This is a genomic window from Rhizobium sp. 05L429 (assembly GCF_056397645.1).
The window spans coordinates 127500-148622 of the sequence record NZ_JBFTNV010000016.1; the positions used below are offsets into that span (position 1 = coordinate 127500).

14 protein-coding genes are annotated in these 21123 nt (G+C 59.7%); 5 read left to right on the forward strand and 9 right to left on the reverse strand.

Translation table 11 applies throughout. The features are described 5' to 3' along the window. Window positions 1-14: 14 nt before the first annotated feature. Window positions 15-3761: a DUF1217 domain-containing protein gene (locus AC1DNW_RS18515; protein WP_477853983.1), complete on the reverse strand. Its 3747-nt coding sequence runs from the start codon at window positions 3759-3761 to the stop codon at window positions 15-17. 300 nt (window positions 3762-4061) lie between these two features. On the opposite strand from AC1DNW_RS18515, the gene AC1DNW_RS18520 reads away from it, so the two are divergent. After that, window positions 4062-4628 carry a DUF6101 family protein gene (locus tag AC1DNW_RS18520; protein WP_113297239.1) on the forward strand — a complete coding sequence of 189 codons (567 nt, stop codon included), beginning with the start codon at window positions 4062-4064 and terminating at the stop codon, window positions 4626-4628. 58 nt (window positions 4629-4686) lie between these two features. On the opposite strand, the gene ubiA is transcribed toward AC1DNW_RS18520, so the two are convergent. Next, window positions 4687-5646 carry a 4-hydroxybenzoate octaprenyltransferase gene (ubiA, locus tag AC1DNW_RS18525; RefSeq protein ID WP_113310710.1) on the reverse strand — a complete coding sequence of 320 codons (960 nt, stop codon included), beginning with the start codon at window positions 5644-5646 and terminating at the stop codon, window positions 4687-4689. A gap of 152 nt (window positions 5647-5798) precedes the next feature. Next, window positions 5799-6503, reverse strand: coding sequence for a FadR/GntR family transcriptional regulator (locus AC1DNW_RS18530; RefSeq protein WP_477853984.1), 705 nt, complete (start codon window positions 6501-6503; stop codon window positions 5799-5801). Between the two features lie 534 nt (window positions 6504-7037). Here AC1DNW_RS18530 and AC1DNW_RS18535 point away from each other — a divergent pair. After that, on the forward strand, window positions 7038-8939 hold the full coding sequence (locus AC1DNW_RS18535) for an autotransporter domain-containing protein (RefSeq protein WP_113310708.1): 1902 nt from the start codon (window positions 7038-7040) through the stop codon (window positions 8937-8939). A gap of 157 nt (window positions 8940-9096) precedes the next feature. After that, the gene (locus AC1DNW_RS18540; RefSeq protein ID WP_113310707.1) at window positions 9097-9888 is read left to right on the forward strand and encodes an SDR family oxidoreductase; all 792 of its coding nucleotides are present in this window, start codon (window positions 9097-9099) and stop codon (window positions 9886-9888) included. Between the two features lie 13 nt (window positions 9889-9901). On the opposite strand, the gene AC1DNW_RS18545 is transcribed toward AC1DNW_RS18540, so the two are convergent. From AC1DNW_RS18545 to AC1DNW_RS18560, 4 genes are all read right to left on the reverse strand, one after another. Beyond that, complete coding sequence (locus tag AC1DNW_RS18545) at window positions 9902-10711, reverse strand: MipA/OmpV family protein (RefSeq protein ID WP_113310706.1); 810 nt, start codon at window positions 10709-10711, stop codon at window positions 9902-9904. A 117-nt stretch (window positions 10712-10828) separates the two neighbouring features. Next, on the reverse strand, window positions 10829-11410 hold the full coding sequence (locus AC1DNW_RS18550; RefSeq protein ID WP_113310705.1) for a histidine phosphatase family protein: 582 nt from the start codon (window positions 11408-11410) through the stop codon (window positions 10829-10831). A gap of 47 nt (window positions 11411-11457) precedes the next feature. After that, on the reverse strand, window positions 11458-12717 hold the full coding sequence (locus tag AC1DNW_RS18555; RefSeq protein ID WP_477853985.1) for a class I SAM-dependent methyltransferase: 1260 nt from the start codon (window positions 12715-12717) through the stop codon (window positions 11458-11460). A gap of 133 nt (window positions 12718-12850) precedes the next feature. Beyond that, on the reverse strand, window positions 12851-15160 hold the full coding sequence (locus AC1DNW_RS18560) for a Tex family protein (RefSeq protein WP_477853986.1): 2310 nt from the start codon (window positions 15158-15160) through the stop codon (window positions 12851-12853). 236 nt (window positions 15161-15396) lie between these two features. Between AC1DNW_RS18560 and glyS the strand changes: the two genes are divergently transcribed. Continuing rightward, window positions 15397-17574 carry a glycine--tRNA ligase subunit beta gene (glyS, locus tag AC1DNW_RS18565; protein ID WP_113310703.1) on the forward strand — a complete coding sequence of 726 codons (2178 nt, stop codon included), beginning with the start codon at window positions 15397-15399 and terminating at the stop codon, window positions 17572-17574. Window positions 17575-17623: 49 nt separating this feature from the next. On the opposite strand, the gene AC1DNW_RS18570 is transcribed toward glyS, so the two are convergent. Then, a complete protein-coding gene (locus AC1DNW_RS18570; protein ID WP_477853987.1) occupies window positions 17624-17833 on the reverse strand; it encodes a tautomerase family protein in 210 nt (69 codons plus the stop codon). A 97-nt stretch (window positions 17834-17930) separates the two neighbouring features. Between AC1DNW_RS18570 and AC1DNW_RS18575 the strand changes: the two genes are divergently transcribed. Beyond that, window positions 17931-18899: a LysR family transcriptional regulator gene (locus AC1DNW_RS18575; protein ID WP_113310702.1), complete on the forward strand. Its 969-nt coding sequence runs from the start codon at window positions 17931-17933 to the stop codon at window positions 18897-18899. A 40-nt stretch (window positions 18900-18939) separates the two neighbouring features. Here AC1DNW_RS18575 and AC1DNW_RS18580 read toward each other — a convergent pair whose 3' ends face one another. Beyond that, window positions 18940-20763 (reverse strand): methyl-accepting chemotaxis protein, encoded by a 1824-nt coding sequence (locus tag AC1DNW_RS18580; RefSeq protein WP_115035620.1) that lies wholly within the window; start codon window positions 20761-20763, stop codon window positions 18940-18942. Window positions 20764-21123 lie beyond the last annotated feature (360 nt).

Sequence of the window (21123 nt, forward strand, 5' to 3'; positions counted from 1 at the left end):
CGTCATCAGAGCAGCTATGCCGCCTGGCCGGTGCCGCCGGTMAGGAGTTGGAGTKCCGGCGACTRCTGTGTGTTGTTCTTGATGTCGTACATGGCCGTGAAGCGCTTGATGAGCTTGTCGACCTTCTTCGGATCCTGCAGATCTTCCAGCTTCACGAAGCGATTTAGCAGATCTACCTGCTTGTCCACGTTCATCGCCGAAATCTGCTGCGGCAGGCTAAAGGTCGTCTGAACGACCTGATAGAGCGCCTTGTCGCCGAGAATCTGGTAGATCGACGTGATGTCACCGGCCTTACGCTTGAAGTAAAGTGCCAGGCGAACGCCATCATTGCTTTCGCCCTGCTGGTTTTCCAAGGTCTGCTGCACATACATCTGCTGCGTATTGGCTTCGGCCTGCTTGTCCTGGATCGTGCCCAACTTGGCGCGGGTCAGATTGCCGTCCTTGTCGAAGTTGAAGGAAGCAACGATCTCCTTGAAGCGCTCGTCGGCCTTGGTGTTGAGATAGCTCTTCTTGTCATCGGGATCGGACGTGAAGATCTTCTTCAGCGTATCCTTGTCGTAGTTCTTCGGATCGAGACCGTTCGCTTTCAGCACGAGATCCGTCAGTCGCTTGTCGGCCAGGAAATCGTCGAGCGACGTTACGGTTGGTATGGTCTTGCCGAAATAATCGACTTCCTTGGTGGCATCCTTGGAAGCGCGGTCCTTTGCGGGACCGTCTTTCATGAGCATGGTCGCATGCGACTTATAATCGGTCGCATATTTCGCCAACGTGGCAGCGGAGAGAGCCGACAGGGGTTCGGCAGCCTTACCGTCAGCACCGAAGTTGAACKCGCGCACCATCTTGGTGATGCGGTCATCCTTGAAGGATGCGACATATCCCTTCGGATCATACGGGTCGCTGGCGAGCAGCTTGCGCATGGTGGAACGCGAGATGTCGTTCGTCGTCAGGCCGTAAGCCTGCAACGCCATCTGATAAAGATCCGGATAGGAGTTGTTGCCGAGAAGCGTATCGGCGGTGGTGTTGGTCTTCATGAAATCATTGATGCTCTTTACGCCATCGGCGTCGTCCATTCGCGATTTGTAGTTCGCGATGATGCGGTCAATGAGATCGTTGCCCTGGTTGTTGACGCGGGAAGTATAGTTGTCCKAGGTATTCGTCGTCTGTTCGCCGGTTTGGGCGGATGTTGAGGTCGGCAGCGATCCATCAGCGCGGAAATTGAAAGCAGCGTTGAGATCGCTCTGGCCCACGGACGCGGCATGGGCCGGATCGGTGAGGATATTCTTCAATTCGGCGTCGGTAGTGTCGTAGCTCAGACCGTAAGCCATCTTTAAATAGTCTGTCAGAGATGAATCGGCGAGCAACTGATCGACGTCGTTGACGTCGCCCATCCGGTCCACAATACTTTCCTCCCTGATGGAAGCGGCCGAATTCACGGAGGCCATCTGCGCAGACGTCTGTGCCGAACCGGCAGCGACGGTGCCATCCGCCTGAAAATTGAACGCCGCCTTCACATTGGCATAGGGTCCGGTGCCGCTCTGATCGGTGAGAACATTGCGCAGATCGGCATCCGAAACGCTCGTCGGAATGGCGAAGGCATAACGAATGTAACTGTTGAGCTTCTGGTCACCCAGCAACTGATCGACGCTGGTGATCGAAAGCATCGCGTTCGCGTAATAGGTGGCGGCGTCGCTCCCCTTCTTGTTCATCGCGGCAACCTGATCGGCATTCTGTGACAGGGTGTTTTGGGCAACCGTGCCGTCCTGATGGAAATTGAACAGTTGATAGACGTCGCTGTAGCCCTGGGCAGCCGCGACCGTTGGATCGGTCAGAATGCCGCGAAGMGTGGTGTCGCTGACGTCGTTGCCAATCTGCATACTGGAGCGCAGGAGGCTCACCGCTCTGTCGTCGGCGAGGAATACATCGACCGCCGCGGTCGCGCCGTTGTTGGAAAGCTCGCTGAGCTTGACCTGATAATACGAAGAGTTGTTAGCGACGAGCTGATTGATGCCCTGAAGCTGGAGAGTATTTTGGGCGCCGACAATGGAACCATTCGGCTGCGTCTGGAAGGTGACCGAACCATCCGCGTTGAAATTGAAGGCGTCATGGATGTTCTTATGGCCTGCGGTATCGGCATAGGCGGAATCCGTCAGGATGTTCTTCAGTTCGGCGTTGCTGAAATCCTGACCGAGGCCGTAAGCATCCTTGATATAGGAGGTCAGCATTTTGTCGGACAGCAGTTCGTCGACATTGTCGATCGGGCTGACACCACCCGGCGGCATCATCATGTTCGAGAAGTAGCTCGAGACGTTCGACGCGGCAGTCACGATGCCCGTCAACTGATCATAGGACTGCGCGCGCTCCGTCGGAGAGACCGTACCGTCGGACTTGAAATTGAAGGCCTTGTAGGCGTTTCCCAGATCGACCGAACGGGCATAGGAAGGATCAGTCAGAACGTTGCGCAGCTGCGTAAAACCCGGATCCATGCCGAATGCGGCGCGAACGTAATCTGCAAGCCGCTTGTCGTTGACCAATTGATCGACATTGGTGATCGTGCCGATCTTGGACAGATAGTAGCTCTTGTTGAGATCTGACATCGCCTGGCTGGTATAGTACACATCACTCGCCGTACCGTCGCGGTCGACAATCTGCGTCGCGGTCTTGATGTTATACTGTTCGATGACGTTGTTCTTCTGTGTCGCGGTCTGGGCGACGCCGCCGACTGCGGGAGCGCGGAACGCGTAGAGCGACGCGACGCTCTGGGTCTGATCGGAATTCTGTGCAGAACCGTTGACCGAGCCATCGGCGTTGAAGCTGAAATAGGAACGCAGTTCCTTGTATTTGTCGCCGACATAGTTGAGCGACGGATCGGGATTGCTGAAGGGCACGTCGCCGCCGAGAGTGGCCGGATCGCTTGTCAGCACCATCTTGATGAAAGCGTCATCGGCCGTTGCCGGATCAATGCCGACCGACTGCAGCGCAACCGTGCGCAGACGGGGATCGGCGAGGAGATCGTCGACCGACTGCACCGAACCGATATTGTCCCGGAAATACTGTGCATCGCCATTATCGGGCTTGAAGCTGAACTGCTGTGCGAGCGCATAGAGCTTGTCGCCTACATATGTCTTGGTCGGATCGACGGGTGGTGCGTCCGGGTTGGTCGGGTCCGGCGCATTGCCGGCAAGCTTGCTGATGTCGGTGGTCAGGACACCAGCAATATAGTCCTTCGACATGTAGGTCGGGTCGATGCCGACGCTCTTGAGTGCGTAATTCAGGAGACGGGGATTGCTGACGAAGTCCTGGACGGTTTTCACGCCGTCCATCTGCTTGCTGTAATATGTCGTCTCAGTGGCGGTCTGCTGTGCCGCGTCGGCAAAGGACTGCTTGTAAAGGCCGATCAAATCGTCTTCCTGCGCGTCCGTCTGAATATCCTTGGGCGGCGCATTGAAATTGAAGGCGGCGGCGAATTGCCTGTAACGCGTATCGGAGAGCTTGTTGGCGAAGCTGTTCGCATCTGTGAGATCGCTCTGCAGGACCTTCTTCATGAAGGCCTTGGCATAGGTCATGTCGTCGAGGCCGTAGGCTTTCATGGCGTAGCTATAGAGCTTGTAGTCGCCAAGGAAGTCGTCGACGTCCTTCACCTTATTGATATTATCGACGTAGTACTGGGCATCTTTCTTGACCTGCGCCTGATTGGCGACGCGGTCCAGACTCTTGGGCATATCGCGAGACAGGATGACATATGCGAGGGATGCCGTGATCATAAGCGCGCCCTTTTCAGCAAAATCTTTAAAGAATGACAGACTACTGGCGGGAGTATTTTGCCATGCAAAGCTTACCTGAGGCTTACCTAAGGCTGTCCCGCTTTGATACGGCCCCACATTCACCTTCCGGAAACCCTGCCATATTCACTTTTGCTAACCATTCCCGGAGGCAGGATTTCCTTAACCGCGATTTTTAAGCTGTACGGAACGGGGGGGCGCCTATTGTCGGCCATAGAGGACGAAAAGTCCCGAGGAGAAGACCGGAAACCGGCTCTCAGGTAAGACAAGGGTAGAAATGAAATGAAGAATACCGTTCTGAAGCCCGTCTGGGCTGGCACGACATTGCGTCTTGATCCGTCTCGCTTTCCGCAGCAGGTAAGCTATGCCATCCACGACCATGCCGGTGACGTCAGCATAACGATAGACGAACGCGGCGCGGTCCTGCGCAAGATTCTCCCCTCCAGCGGCCTTCCGCTCTCCATCGCCTTGCCGCGGCGCGTTTTCAAAGGCGTTGCGGCCCGCGCCATCGACCACGGCAACGGAGACGTCACCGTGACGCTCGAATTGCATCACGAAGATCCGGAACTCTGCATTCCGCTGCTCGTCGCCCATGATCTCGGCGATATCGCCGCCGACTGGCGCAGCTGGTCGGAAGCCTTCGGCATTCCCATGCTGATGGTGGAAGCCGACGGCGTCGCCAGGCCGCTCGAAGAGCATCTCGGCGGCCTGCGCACGAGCGAAATGAAGCCGCGCCGTCGTCATTCCTATTTCGCAAACCGTCGCCCGCGCTTCCTCGTGCGTCGCACGACCGGCAAGCTCGGCGTCATCATGAAGATCGAAGGCAAGGAAATCATTGCCCGCAACTGAGCGCTACGCTCAGAACCTCTCTAAGACCCGGCCTTTGCGCCGGGTTTTTCGTTTGCGCTCAGGGAATGGCGAAAAGCAGCGAGACGAACAGGCCGAGAAAGATGATCAATCCGACGCGGGTGTTCGACTTGAAGAGTGCAAGGCACTGGGCGCCATCGTTGATATCGAGCTTCCTGATCTGCCATGCAAACATCCCGGCGGCGATCAACAGACCGACGAAAGCCAGAAGGCCAACGCCCGCAAGTACGAAGGACAGGAACATCAGCACCAGGGTCAGCCCATAGAGGCCGACAAGCGCCAGACGCGTACGCTCGCCGAACAGGCGCGCGGTGGAGCGAACGCCGATCAGCTCGTCATCCTCCTTGTCCTGATGGGCATAGATCGTGTCGTAGCCGATCGTCCAGACGACCGACGCGAGGTAAAGCAGGAAGGCAGAGAAGGAGAGGCTGCCGAAAATCCCTGCCCAGCCCATGAGCGCGCCCCAGGAAAAGGCAAGGCCGAGGAAGAATTGAGGCCAGTCGGTAAAGCGCTTGGCAAAGGGATAGAGCGCAACGATGCCAAGTGACAACACGCCAAGGAGCACGGCAAACCAGTTGAACTGCAACAGCACGAACAGGCCGACCAGCGCCTGTAGCCCGATGAATATCTTTGCCTGCCGATGCGTCACACGACCCGAGGGCAGCGGACGCGAGCGGGTGCGCGCCACCTGCATGTCGATCTCGTGGTCGACAAGGTCATTATAGGTGCAGCCGGCCCCGCGCATGGCGACAGCTCCGAGGAAATACAGGAGCAGATGGTAGAGCAGCAGGGCGCCGGAGAAGACCCGCGGCTCGATTGCGGCGTTGGCAGCGAGCGTCGCCGACCAGAAGCACGGCCACATGAGGAGCTGCCAGCCGATCGGCCGGTCCCAACGGGCCAGTTGCGCATAAGGCCACAGCCAGGGCGGCAGGATGCGATAAACCCAATTATCCGAGGGCGCATCGGCAACGCGCCCGTTAAGACCGTCAATCTGTTGCATGCGGCCATCTAGCGACGGGCAGCACATATGGTCAAGACTCCATCGCCGGCGAGCTGCGCCATCTGCGGCCCGATCGTATCCGCTTCATGTCGCAAGGCTCCTGCCCTGTGGAACGAAGGAGAGTTCATCGGATCACCGGTCGGCCGGCATATCTATCGCTGACGCGCAGCCAGCGCACGCTTCACGTCGTTTTCGGCTCCATCCAGTAAAGAAACCAGGGCCTTGCTCGCGCCGGCGGAATCGCGATTTGCCATGCTCTCCACGACCTGCTGATGCAGGGGCAGCGAATGACTCTGCCCCTGCGGATTGTCGTCGGAAAGCCGAAAACTGATCACCAGCGCTGTCTCGATCAGCGCCGCCAGCGAACCGATCAATTCATTGCCGGACATGCGCAGGATCGCCTGATGAAACGCGAGGTCCGGCACCGCAAACCGCGCGCCATCATCGCCCGCCCGCTCCATATCGGCGAGCAGACCACGCAAATGCTCGATCTCTGCSGGAGTGGCGCGTTCGGCCGCCAGCGCACCAGCCGTCGGCTCGATCGCACGACGCAACTCGAAAAGCGAGCGGGCGTCTTCGGCTGTGGTTCTTCCGCCGTAGCGCCACAAGAGCACATCCGGATCGAGAAAATTCCAATCCTTGCGTGGACGCACGCGGGTGCCGATCTTCGGGCGCGATTCCACCATGCCCTTGCCTGCCAGGACCTTGATCACTTCACGCAGCACGGTGCGGCTCACTCCATGCGCGGCACTCCAATCATCCGCATTCGGCAACGGATCGCCGGGCAAAAGATCGCCTCGCACGATGCTCTGGCCGATCTCGTTGAGCACCCTCGTGTGAAGGCTGCTGCCGGTCATCCCCTCCATGCGCGATGGCGCCACGAAAGCCGCAGATCGAGCTTTCGCATTCTTCCTATTCTTCATACTATTCATACTATTGTCACATCGCTCCCCTATTACCGCCCTCATAGAACAGTCGCTTCAGTGACGTCAACTCACAATATACAAATAAACCCTAATACTCATGTTTAATTAGAATAAAAAACCAATAAATGGAAGCTTTATTATGGATTTACTGACAATATCTCGAGCCTAGATCTCGACTTTTATTTATTACTTCAGCGTATATATTTTCGAAAATCGAAAATGACGCGATTTATAAATCGAATATCGCAAATGTATAATCGCATTTTCGATAGGTTCGACTGCGCGCGCTGAACCAGCACGCGCCCCATTCTCCATGAAAGCATCGCGACCGACCGGCCCTCGAGGCCCGTCGATCGGATCACTGCGCTTTCATCACGCCGCCTTCACCGCCGCTGCCCGCATCAGGTCGGCGGTCCTTCTCGGCTGCGATCAGGCAGCCTTTGCCCTACGAAAAGGAAACTCGAAATGCCATTTATGACCAGAGGTCCCTCAACCAGGGCGCCCATGGCGCAAGCGGCAAGACCGCTCCTCCTCACCGCCCTCCTCTGTACGACGGCCATGCCCGCTTATGCCGTCGAGCCCTGGATCATGGTCGAGAAGTTTACATTCACCGATGATCCCATCACTTATCGCGGTCAGGGTGTGACGACCGACGGCAAGAACTGGTACTTTTCCGGCACGAACGCGCTGGACAAGGTGGACGGCAACTTCAACACGATAACGCGCGACAACAGTGCGATCGACCCGGCTCTCGCCAACCCGTTTGCCGGTGCGCCCAGAGGCCTCAACCATATCGGCGACATCGATTACGCCGACGGATACCTTTACATCTCGCTGGACACCAGCACCCGCGATCCCGTCACCGGCGAGAAATACAACACGCCGGTCTTTGCGATCTATAACGCGAGCGACATGACCTACACGGGCAAGTATTTCGCCCTGACCCCTCCGCACGGCACGCATGACGTTGCGAGCTGGGTGGCCGTGGATGCCAAGAAGGGCCTCCTCTACGGCATGGCCTATGACAATTCCACGGAGATCGCGGTCTACAATCTCTCCGACGGCTCCTTCAAGCAGTACATCCCCCTTTCGAGGACGATCGACCAGGCACAGGGCGGCAAGATCCTCGACGGCTGGATGTATTTCTCCACCGAAAGCGATACAAAATCGCTCTACCGCGCCAATCTGACGACAGGCGAAGTGGAAGAGATCGGCCAGCTCGACACTCCCGGCGACCAGGAAGTCGAGGGTCTCTCTTTCGGCTGGACCAAGGATGGCTGGTCGCTTTATGTCATCAACCGCGAACAGCCCGATCCGCTGCTCGACGAGTCCATCGGCTTCTATCGTTATCTGCGGCCCTACGGCAATGCGCTCTCCGGCGAGGTGCATTCCAGCGTCAAGGGCGCCTTCATCCAGGACAGCCTCTATCTCGACGATGCGGTCGGCCAGCGCCTCCGCTCAGCGTTCAGCGCAGTGGGCACGCCGACGTCGGAGGTCACCTCTTACGACGAGAACGGTTTGACAGGCGCGATCAGCAACACCGAAGGCCTCGCCATCTGGAGCCAGGCGATCGGCGCCAAGAGCACGACCGAGGGAGCGGGCTACGCCGCCGATTTCGACCACTCGACCGGCGGCATCGTCTTCGGCGCCGACGCGGCGGCCGGGACATGGCGTTTCGGGGCGATGGCCGGCTACAGCAATACCAGTTTCGATGTCGACGCCCGCACGTCATCCGGCTCGAGCGACAACGTCCATCTCGGTGTCTATGGCGGCACGCAATGGGGACCGCTCGGCTTCCGAACGGGCGTCTTCTATACTTCGCATGACATCAGCACCAAGCGCCATGTCGTGTTCCCAGCCTTCAACGAGACCCTGTCGGCCGACTACGACGCCCGCACCACCCAGGCTTTCGCGGAACTGGCCTACCGGATGGATTTTGAAGATACCGCTTTCGAGCCCTTCGCCAACCTCGCTTATGCCCGCCTGAAGAGCGACGCCTTCTCGGAAGAAGGCGGCACGATCGCAGCACTGTCAACCGGATCGTCCACTATGGACACCGCTTTCACCACGTTCGGCATTCGCGCTTCGACCGCTATCGATCTGCAGGATACCAAGGCGACCGTGCGCGGCATGCTCGGCTGGCGGCACGCCTATGGCGATGTCACGCCGAGCTCCAAGCTCGCCTTCAACACCGGCGCAAGCTTCGATTCCGTCGGTGCGCCGATTGCCGAGAATGCGCTGACCATGGAAGCCGGCCTGGACTTCAACCTCGCGAAAAACGCGACGATCGGCGCATCCTATGCCGGTCAGATCGCAGGCGAGACCCAGGATCATGCCTTGAAGGTCAATTTCAACGTGAGCTTCTGAGCCGGACCTGAAGTCCGCCGCAGGTCGCGCTCCGGACACCGTTGAAAAAAGACGCCGCAGCGCCTCCCGGGTGCCTGCGGCGTCTTCCGTTTGATACAGTCGGGCAGCACCTTCGTGCGCGGCCCACCAGCCTTACGACACTTTCCGGAGATCCCCGATGAGCCCAGATGCCAGCAACAACCTTGCGACCTATGCCAGCTATCCGAGCCTCCGAGGCCGAAGCGTGTTTATCACCGGCGGGGCGAGCGGCATCGGCGAAAGCCTCGTACGGCACTTCTGCGCCCAGGGCAGCCGGGTCGCCTTCGTCGACATTGCTGAGGAGAGCGGCCGTGAACTCGTCGGTGCGATAGAGGCTGATGGTCACACCGCACCGCTCTTTCTTGCCTGCGACCTGCGCGATATCGACTCGCTTAAGCGCGCGATCGCAAAAGCCGTCGCGCAGAACGGCCCGCTTCAGGTGCTCTGCAACAATGCCGGCAACGACGACCGACACCAGACAGAGGACGTGACCGTCGCCTATTGGGATGACCGCATGGCGATCAACCTACGCCATCAATTCTTCGCCGCTCAGGCCGCCCGGCCCTTCATGAAGGTGCTCGGCGGCGGCTCGATCATCAATTTCGGCTCGATCACCTGGATGGTGGGCGATCCGGATTGCCCGGCCTATGTGACGGCAAAAGCGGCGATCTGGGGGATGACGCGGGCGCTTGCACGGGAGTTCGGCCCCGAACGCATCCGCGTCAACTGCATGGTGCCCGGCTGGGTCATGACCGAGCGGCAGATGCGCCTGTGGCTGACGGAAGCCGGCGAACGACAGATCGCCGAGCGCCAGTGCCTGCCCGACAGGCTGCAGCCTTCCGACATCGCCCGCATGGCACTGTTTCTCGCCGCTGACGACAGCGCCATGTGCACCAGCCAGCAGTTCATCGTCGATGGCGGTTGGGTATGATCACCCAACCCGCTTAGTTCAGCGTGAAATTGAACTTGTAGCTCGCAGACAAGCCGATCAGGAACTGGTTCTTCGAACCTTTCTCGCGAACAAGGCTGCTATCCGCGGCCGGACCGGCAAGGCGCTTGTATTCCGCGAAGGCGCTCGTCGAGAGATTCTCCGTCGCATTCCAGGTCAGCGCTGTGCCTACGCCATAAGACTGCAGGCCGGCCGAGGGATCGTAGGGCGTCAGACCGCTTGCAGCCGCCTGCTGGTCGTTGACGCCGTAATAGGAGTCGAAATAGCCGCCCGTTGCGAAGGTGGCGCGCGGACCACCGGAAAGCTGCAGGTCGGGTGCGATATCGGTAAAGGCGTCGATCGCAACGTCGGCCACGAGGCCGTCATGGGAGCGGATGCCCTGACGAACTTCGGCGCGGGCGCGCAACCAGTCGGTCGGGTAGACTTCCGCGAAGCCGCCGATTTCGGCGCCCCACTTGACCTTCTTCAGGCCGCGCAGATCCTTGTCGTCGCCTTCGTCACGCTCCGGCACATAGCGGCCGACGATACCGGCGCGGAAGCCGCCATTGTCGACAAGAGCGAAGGAGGGATTGTCGTTGCGCGAGGAAAAGCGCGGGCCGGTGCCCTGCCGGCCGATCGAGATCAGCGGGCTGAACTTGAATTCGTTGCTCGACGCACCCTCGAACTTCGGTGCGGAAAAGCCTGATACGCCGACCTTCAAATACCAGTCGCCGGACCACCAGTGACCGCCTTCCTGGGCGGAGGCAGTGCCGAAAGAGGCAAGGGCAATAACTAAAGAGATCGATACGACTGATCGATTAAACACATCCGCACTCCAGAAAACGCAATACAAGAACGGCCGCGGACGGCGGCGATCGGTACATTTATAGAGAGGGTGTTACCTCATTCTTAACCAAGAGAGCGAGATCGAGGGGATCGGAAATTACTTCTGGTTCCAGCGGCGGATGACCGGTTCCGTCAGATCGTGCTCGTAGCCGAGAACGCTGATGCTCGTCGTATCGAGAATAAAGCGCGAGCCGTCTTCCGGCGGCAGGCCGAGCCAGCGCGCGCCGAGCACGCGCAGGAAATGCGAGCTCGAAAAGATCAGGACCGGCGCATTGAGTTGGCGCAGTTCGGCGATGATGCGATCCGCCCGGGCGCCGATATCCTTTACGGCTTCTCCATCCGGGCAACCATCGCGGAAAAGCTGCCAGCCGGGGCGCTTCGAGAGGATTTCCCTGGTCGTAATGCCCTCATAGGCACCGTAATCCCATTCGGCGAGATCGGGCTTGATGATCGCCCCCTCCCCGAACCCGGAGAGCGTGCAGGTGTTGCGCGCCCGTTGGGAGGGACTGGACCAGACGGCGGAGACGGAAAGACCTGCGAGCCGCGGAGCGAGCGCGCGGGCCGCCGCCTCGCCATTGGCGGTGAGCGGAATATCGCTGCGGCCGGTGTGCTGGCCGGATAGCGACCATGCCGTTTCGCCGTGGCGCACGAGGGTGATTTCTGGAAATGCGCTGCTCATGTCCGTCTCTCCAAAAGAAAAAACGCGGCCGAGCCGCGCTTTTGATGTCAGAAGGTGAACTTCTCCAGGGGTGGCCGCGTCGCCTCGAATTCCTTCAGCTTCGCCTCGTTCTCCGGAATATAGTTCCGGTTATCGGGCGTCGCGAACTGGTTCTTGGTGATCTGGATCTGCTCGATGAAGAGTTCGTCCCAGCGGAAGCCGATCTCGGAACCGGCCAGATAGAACTCCCACATGCGGAAGAAGTTCTCGTCKTAAAGTGCGACGGCTTCCGCCTTGCGGGCCACGAAGCGCTCCCGCCAGTGGCGCAGCGTATAGGCGTAATGCAGCGGCAGCACTTCGACATCGCGGGTCAGCAGTCCAGCCTTTTCGACCGGCACCAGCGTCTCGGCGATCGAGGGAATATAGCCTTGCGGGAAGATGTACTTCTCGATGAAGGCGTTTGTGGCAAAGCTCGGCTTCGGACGCGCGATCGAATGCAGCAGCATGATGCCGTTGTCATCCAGGAGCTCATGCACCTTCTTGAAGAAGCTGCCGTAATTGCCGATGCCGACATGTTCGAACATGCCGACCGAGACAATGCGGTCGAACTTCCTGCCGGTCAGGTAGCGATAGTCCTGCAGCTCGAAGCGGACACGATCGGCAAGGCCGCGTGCCTGCGCCCGTTCACGTGAGATCTTCAGCTGCTCTTCGCTGAGCGTGATGCCGGTGACATCGAGGCCGGGCGTCGATTCCGCCAGATACATCGCCATCCCGCCCCAGCCCGAACCGATCTCCAGCACTCGCTGGTTCGGCTGCGGCATAAGCTTTGCCGCGATATGGCGCTTCTTGGCAACCTGCGCCTCCTCCAGGCTGATATCAGGCGGATCGAAATAGGCGCAGGAATACTGCCAGTCCTCATCAAGGAAGAGCTCGAAGAGCTTTTCGGAGAGGTCGTAATGGTGGGCGACATTACGCTTGTTATGGTTGACCGGCATGCGGCTCTTTAATTGCTGCATGGCGATGCGCCCCATCAGCAGGGCAGCCATCTTGAAATCGAAGATTYCGTTGGTGGTGTTCTGCTTCACCAGAGAGAGAAAGTCGTAAATGTTGCCCTGTTCGAGAATGAACCGGCCTTCCATATACATTTCGCCGAGCTTCAGCGTCGGATCGCGACGGATCGCATCCTCGGCTTCCTGATCGGCAAGACGAACGGCAACCGGATTACCGGTGCCATTGCCAATCGTGTGGGTCTCGCCATTGGCAAGAGTAAGGGCCAAAGAACCCTTTCGGACAATTTTTTGGACAATCGATAAGAATGCCGACGCCATGGACGCCTCGCAAATGTGACAGGATGGTCACATCAACTTAATAGCTCTTCGCTGCCTTACAAGCGCCGGATTTAGCACTCCGCAAATTCAATTGCCAAAGTGTGACATTTTTGCAAACTTGAGGGCTAAGCCCTTATTTTCGCTTCATGGCTTCAGCAAGCGCCGCGCCGAAGGCGCCCTGGCTCTGCGGCTTCGCCGATGCGGGACGGCGGTCCTGCTGCGGAGGCGAGCCTGCATTTCCGCGCGACTCACCACGCGGAGAACCCGTCGGAGCGCCGTCATCCTTGCGCATCGAAAGGCCGATGCGCTTGCGTTTTACATCGACTTCGACGACGCGAACCTTGACCACATCGCCCGCCTTCACGATTTCGTGAGGATCCTTGATGAAGCGGTCGGCAAGCTGCGAAACATGTACCAGGCCATCCTGATGCACGCCGATATCGACGAAGGCGCCGAAGGCCGCGACATTGGTGACGGTGCCTTCCAGCACCATGCCCGGCTTCACGTCGCTGATTTCATCGATGCCTTCCGCGAAGGTCGCAGTCTTGAAGCTCGGGCGCGGGTCGCGGCCCGGCTTRTCCAGCTCGGCAATGATATCCTTGACCGTCGGCAAGCCGAACTTCTCGTCGATAAACTTGCGTGGATCGAGCGCCTTCAGGGCGGCGCTGTCGCCCATCAGCGACCGCAGATCACGGCCGCAAGCGGCGACGATCTTCTTTGCCACGCCATAGGCTTCCGGATGCACGGAAGAGGCATCGAGCGGCTCCTTGCCGTCACGGATGCGCAGGAAGCCCGCCGCCTGCTCGAAGGTGCGCTGGCCGAGGCGGGCGACCTTCAACAGATCCTTGCGGCTTTCGAAAGCGCCGTTCTCGTCGCGATGCAGAACGATCGCATCGGCGATCGAGCGTCCGAGACCGGAAACGCGCGCCAAGAGTGGCGCGGAAGCGGTGTTGAGATCGACGCCAACGGCATTCACGGCATCTTCCACGACTGCATCGAGCGAGCGGGAGAGCTTCGTCTGATCGACATCATGCTGATACTGACCGACGCCGATCGATTTCGGCTCGATCTTGACGAGCTCGGCCAGCGGATCCTGCAGGCGGCGGGCGATGGAGACGGCGCCGCGCAGCGAAACGTCGAGCTGCGGGAATTCTGCAGCAGCGGTTTCCGAGGCTGAATAGACCGAAGCACCGGCTTCCGAAACGATGACCTTGGTGGGCTTCGGCGCCGGAAGTGCCGCCAGCATATCGGCCACCAGCTTTTCCGTCTCGCGGCTGCCGGTGCCGTTGCCAATCGCAATCAGATCGACATTGTGCTTGCGAATGAGGGAGGCAAGCTCGGCCTGCGTGCCACGCACATCATTCTTCGGCGGGAACGGATAGACGGTGGTCGTATCGAGCAGCTTGCCGGTACCGTCGATGATCGCGACCTTGACGCCGGTGCGGATGCCCGGATCGAGGCCCATCGTAGCGCGGGAGCCGGCGGGTGCTGCCAGCAGCAGATCCTTGAGATTGCGGGCAAAAACGTGGATCGCCTCTTCCTCCGCCCTTTCGCGCAGTTCGCGCATCAGGTCGAGCGAAAGAGACATGGAAAGCTTCACGCGCCAAGTCCAGCTTGCGACATCCATCAGCCAGCGATCGCCGGGGCGGCTGGCGCCAATCTCGTAGGCGGCGGCGATCATGCGCTCGACCGGCTTGTTCGGCGAGGCGATCTCGGCATCCGCCTCGATCGTCAGCGTCAGCACCTCCTCGTTCCAACCGCGCAGCATGGCAAGCGCGCGGTGGCCGGGCGCGGTCGCCCAACGTTCGGAATGATCGAAATAGTCGGAGAATTTTTCGCCGGTCGCCTGCTTGCCATCCACGACCCTGGCCTTGAGAAGGGCTGCACCGCGCATATGGGCGCGCAGCTTGCCGAGCAGGTCGGCATTTTCCGCAAAACCTTCCGCAACGATGTCACGCGCGCCTTCGAGTGCCGTCTTCACGTCGGGCACGTCGGCGGTGATGGAAGCTTCGGCCAGTGCTGCCGGCTCCTTGCTGCGGTCAGCGAGGATGGCTTCTGCAAGCGGACCGAGGCCGCGCTCGCGGGCAATCTCGGCGCGGGTGCGGCGCTTCGGCTTGTAGGGAAGATAGAGGTCCTCAAGCTCGGCCTTGGTCGTGGCGGCGGTGAGCTTCCCCATCACCTCCGCGCTCATCTTGTCCTGGCCGGTGATGGATCCGATGATCGCATCGCGGCGGGCTTCGAGCTCACGCAGATAGACGAGACGCTCGGCCAGCGTGCGGAGTTGCGTATCATCCAGCCCGCCCGTCACTTCCTTGCGGTAGCGCGCGATGAACGGCACCGTCGAGCCCTCGTCCAGCAGCTCGATCGCCGCCTTGGCCTGATCGGGCCGGGCGTTGATTTCGGCGGAGATACTTGCTGCGAGCGAACGAAGATCAGCGGCCATGAGATTTCCTGCACTTATTAGGGTTGGCGGACCATAGCGGCGAAAAGCGGCAAGGCAATGCCTGCCGCCGCTTTCCACAGCGCAAGACAGCCCTTGGGCCGATTTAAGCATGACGACTGAGGCACAATTGAGCTTTCTTCTTCCTGTTTTTGCGGTTGTGCAGATGCGGCATTCTTTGGTAGCAGAGGCGACCATTTTGGATCGCCCTGCCCTGCGGGCGCTAGGAAAAGAGTACCATGCCGAACCTGCTTCTCGAACTTCGCTCCGAAGAGATCCCCGCCCGCATGCAGCGCAAGGCCGCCGGCGATCTCAAGAAGCTCTTGACCGATGCACTGGTGGAAGCAGGACTGACCTATGAGGGTGCGCGCGAATACTGGACGCCGCGCCGCCTGACGCTCGACATTCACGGCCTGACGGCACGCTCCGCCGATATCCGCGAAGAGCGCAAGGGACCGCGCACCGACGCCAACGAAAAGGCGATCGAAGGCTTCCTGCGCGGCGCCGGCCTTTCCTCCGTGTCCGAAACACAGGTCGTCAGCGATCCTAAGAAGGGCGATTTCTACGTCGCCGTCATCTCCAAGCCCGGTCGCGGCGCTGAAGATATCATCGCCGACGTGATGCCCGGTATCATCAAGGATTTCCCGTGGCCGAAGTCGATGCGCTGGGGCAAGGCCTCCTCGCAGCCAGGTTCACTGCGCTGGGTTCGCCCGCTGCAGTCGATCGTCTGCACCTTCGGCACCGAACATGAAGAAACGGTCGTCATTCCCTTCGAAATCGACGGCATCGTCGCTTCCAACGTGACCTACGGCCACCGCTTCCATGCGCCCGAAGCCATCACCGTCAAGCGCTTCGACGATTACGTCGCGAGCCTCGAAAAGGCGAAGGTCATCCTCGATGCAGAGCGGCGCAAGGACATCATCCTGCATGACGCCCGCGACATCGCCTTTGCGAGCGGGCTGGAACTGGTCGAGGACGAGGGCCTGCTGGAAGAAGTCTCCGGCCTCGTCGAATGGCCGCAGGTGCTGATGGGCTCCTTCGAGGAGGACTATCTTTCGATCCCGTCGGAGATCATTCGCCTAACCATCAAGACCAACCAGAAGTGCTTCGTCACTCGCAAACAGGGTGAAGAGACGCTTTCGAACAAGTTCATTCTCGTCTCGAATATCCAGGCGACGGATGGCGGCAAGGAAATCGTTCACGGCAACGGCAAGGTCGTGCGCGCGCGCCTGTCGGACGCGCTGCATTTCTGGAAGCGCGACCAGGGCAATCTGCCGGACCTCGAAACGCTGGAAGCTTCCGCCAAGAAATTCGGCCTCGACCTTTCCAAGCCGCTCGACCAGCGCATGGCCAAGCTCGATGCACTAAACGTCACCTTCCATGCCAAGCTCGGTACACAGGGAGATCGCGTCGAACGCATCCGGGCAATGGCCGCCAAGATCGCCATGCCTGTTGGCGCCGACTACAAGGTGGTGGATCGCGCCGCCGTTCTCTGCAAGGCGGACCTGCGCACCGAAGCTGTCGGCGAATTCCCGGAACTGCAAGGCGTGATGGGTCGCAAGTATGCGGCGCTGCAGGGCGAAGACATTTCCGTTTCCACCGCGATCGAAGACCATTACAAGCCGCAGGGTCCGTCCGACCGCGTTCCCGACGACAAGGTGGCGATATCAGTAGCGCTGGCCGACAAGCTCGATACGCTCATCGGTTTCTGGGCAATCGACGAGAAGCCTACCGGCTCGAAGGACCCGTTTGCGCTTCGCCGTGCGGCGCTCGGCATCATCCGCATCCTGCTAGAAAAGCGCGCCCGCGTGACGCTTTTGCCGCGCATCATCTCGCATATGCAGCGTATCGATATGGATATCGGCGCCAATGTTGCCATCGATGACCTGTCGCGGCAGTTCGATCTGCTTTCCTTCTTCCACGACCGCCTGAAGGTCTATCTGCGCGAACAGGGCGCGCGTCACGATCTCATTGATGCGGTGCTGACGCCTGAGGCCGACGACCTCCTGATGGTTGCCCGCCGGGTAGAGGCACTGACGGCCTTCATCACGTCAGAGGACGGCATCAATCTGCTTGCCGGCACCAAGCGCGCCACACAGCTTCTGGCCGCCGAGGAGAAGAAGGGCACCGTGGTTGCCGATGGCGTTTCGAGCGCGCTCTTGAAGCTCGACGCCGAGAAGGAACTGTTCGCCGCCATCACCAAGGCTTCGTCGGAAGCTGCCGGCGCCGTTGCGCATGAAGACTTCCGCTCGGCGATGGAAGCGCTGTCGAAGCTGCGCGCTCCCGTCGACCGCTTCTTCACCGATGTGCTGGTCAATGACGAGGATGCCGCGATCCGCGCCAACCGTCTCGCTCTGCTGCGGATGATCCGTGCGGCGACCGGAACGGTTGCAGACTTTTCGAAGATCGCCGGCTGAGCCAGCCGATAACAAAAATGGGGCCTTCCGGCCCCATTTTGCTTTGCGCTCATCGTTCCTTTCGCATCTTGGCGATGGTCAGGGTTTCGCCGRCTCGGCCATAACCGCCATCGACGACTTCATCGACCAGAACCATTGTGTAGGGGCGAACGCCCTCTCCGAAAAAATCGACGAACATGGCCGTCGTCCTGAGGATGATATCCTCCTTCTGCTCTGCAGTCAGAGTACCCTCGGGAAACTTGTAGTTTGCGAATGGCATGATGAACTCCTGCCTGGTTTGCGTTGCGACCCGGCAAGCCTAACGGCATGAGGAACATGCTTGAAATTGATATCAAGTATATGCATTCATCCATGTCATGGATTTACACGGCATCGATCTCAATCTGCTTGTCGCCTTCGACGCCTTGATGAAGGAGCGCAGCGTAACGAAGGCCGGCATCCGCATCGGCCGGACGCAGCCGGCCATGAGTGCTGCGCTGGCGCGATTGCGCGGTCTTCTGAAAGACGAGCTGCTGGTGCGTGGACCGCAGGGTCTACAGCCGACGCCGCGAGCTCTTGATCTCGCCGAGCCGCTGTCGCGGGCGCTTGCCGAGATCCAGCGCACCCTCGATTTCACCCAGGCATTCGACCCCTCGACCTCATCTGCCGCCTTCACGGTCGGCCTCTCCGATCACCCGACCTTCGCGCTTCTGCCGCAGCTCGTTGCCCGGCTGGCCGAGGCGGCTCCGAGTGCCACGTTGCATGTCAGGAATTTCAGTGCCCGTGATGACGCCATCGATCTGCTGGATGCCGGAGAGGTCGATGTAACGGTCGGCGTGCCCTCGACCAAGACGGGCCGCATTCTGACCCAGTCGCTATTCGAAGAGCGCTTCATCTGCATTGTCAGGAAAGATCATCCGACGGCGAAGAACCCGCTGGATCTCGATGCTTTTCTGGCTCTGCCGCACCTGTTGGTCTCGCCGGAGAACGAGCGCTTCGGCCATGTCGATGCGGCGCTGGCGAAAAAAGGGCTTCAACGGCGGCTCGCGCTGACCCTTCCCAATATGTATGCCGCGCCGCTGCTGATCGCCCGCTCGGATATGATTGCCACCTTGATGGCTGGCGTCGTGGCGGCCTCGGGCCATTTGGACGAACTCGTCTTGCTGGAGCCGCCCCTCTCGCTCGGCAGCATCCCCTTTGTCATGTCATGGCATCGGCGCAACGATACCCATCCAGCGCAGCGCTGGTTCCGGACGTGCATTTCCGATGCGGCGCCGAGCATGGGGCGCTTTCCGAGCATCTTCGCACAAAAGAACACGGCCGCCGGGGAAACCGGCGGCCGCTAATATTTTGGTGATGAAAAGGCCTGATGTCTGCGCGCCGTCTTTAAGCGGCGCGGCGACCCTGATGCATGGCGGGGGCGACACCGGTAGAGCTGATGCGGAAGCCTCTGATAAGGCCGAGCAGTTCGTCGGTGTCGGCAGCCAGCGTTTCGGCCGATGCCGTGGTCTCTTCGGCCATGGCGGCGTTCTGCTGGGTGGCGGCATCGAGCTGGTTCATCGAGGACGAGATCGAGCGCAGCGTCGTATCCTGTTCGGAGGCGCTGTGGGCGATCTTGGCGACGATCTCGTTGGCAGCCTTGATCTGGTCGGAGATGCGCTTCAGCGCTTCGCCTGCCTCGCCGACGAGACGGACACCATGGTCGACYTGGCTGGAAGAACGGGCGATCTGATCCTTGATCTCCTTGGCAGCAGCGGCAGAGCGCTGGGCCAGTTCGCGCACTTCCTGGGCGACGACGGCAAAGCCCTTGCCGCTTTCGCCGGCACGCGCTGCCTCGACACCAGCGTTGAGCGCCAGCAGGTTCGTCTGGAAAGCGATCTCGTCGATGACGCCGATGATCTTGGTGATCTCAGACGAGGACTTTTCGATGCCGCTCATGGCTTCGATGGCCTGGGTGACGATCGCATCGCTGTGGGTGGCTTCGGTCGAGACCGAGTGAACCCGCTTGCTGGCTTCATGGGCACCGTCGGCCGTCTGGCGGACGGCAACGGTCAGCTCATCGAGAGCAGCCGAGGTTTCTTCCAGGCTTGCGGCCTGGCGCTCGGTGCGCTGCGACAGTTCGTTGGAGGCGCGGCGGATTTCTTCCTTGGCCACGCCGATATCACCGCCCTTGGCGCTGACCTGGGCCATGGCGGCCTCCAGATGCGAGAGCGCATCGTTGAAGTTGTCGCGCAGGGCCGCATACTTCTGGCCGATATCGGCGCAGCGCACCGTCAGGTCGCCGCGGGCGATCTGCTCAAGCGCCTGGCCGATGGTGCTGACGACGCGAGCCTGAACGGTCGCCTCGTCCTGCTGATGACGCTGGTTGCTTTCGCGCTCGCTTTCGAGAGCCAGTTGCTGGGCAGCCTCGCGATCGGACATCGCGTGGCGTTCCCGGATCTTTTCCTGCAGCGACTGCGTCGCCTTCGCCATCATGCCGACTTCGTTGTTCATGCCGGTATGCGGGATATCAAGGGAAACATTCTCGTCGGCAACCGCCTGAAGCGCGTTGTGCACGTCCTTCAACGGGTTCGATATGCCGCGGATGACGAGGTAAGCAGCTACAATTGCGAGGAAGAACAAAACGATGCTGCCTGATAGCGCGGACAGAATCTTGTCGTTCACCTGGGCATCGAGATCGTCCATGTAAACGCCGGTGACGACGACGACCTTCCAGGGGTCGAAGGCCAGCGCATAGGCGGTCTTGCGATAATCGCCAACGGGCTGGCCCGGTTTGGCTGTGGAATAATATTCGACGAGACCACCGCCCTGCTGCCCGACCTTGACCAGCTCTTCGCGATAGAGCTTGCCCTTGCTGTCCGGCTGCCCCTTGTTGGTCTGGCCAATTTTCGAGGCGTCATAGTGGAACATCATCTGGATGTCGTAGCTATAGCCGAAGAAATAGCCATCGGGGTCGTATTTCATGGCGTTGAGCGTGGTGTAGGCCTGCTTCTGGGCGTCTTCCAGCTTCATTTCGCCTGAAGTCACCTTCGCCTGATAGAGCTTGAGAACAGAGACCGCGGACTGGACCTCCGAACGCAGCATGTCATAGCGTTCCTTGTAGATCGCATTGACCGAGGAGCGGACCTGGAAGGTGGTTGCAATCGCAAACGCGACCATCAGGCCAATAACCAGCAAGATAAGCTGCTTCGATATTTTCAAATTCTTCATGATACCTCGCAACAGGAATGGGGCTGCATTCCGGTGCGGTTTTATACCGCCTGTGCGAGCGCGCCGGATGAGGGCGACGCATCTACTGCTGCTTAAGAGAACATGCTGCGACCGGTTAGCTACGATTGGCATTCATCCTATAATAAAGCTTTAATTTTATTAGATTTTGGACAAAATTTCCCTATAAATCGGGGGGTGTGCCAAAAGCAAAACCGCCGGATTTTCATCCGGCGGCCGCTAATATTTTGGTGATGAAAAGGCCTGATGTCTGCGCGCCGTCTTTAAGCGGCGCGGCGACCCTGATGCATGGCGGGGGCGACACCGGTAGAGCTGATGCGGAAGCCTCTGATAAGGCCGAGC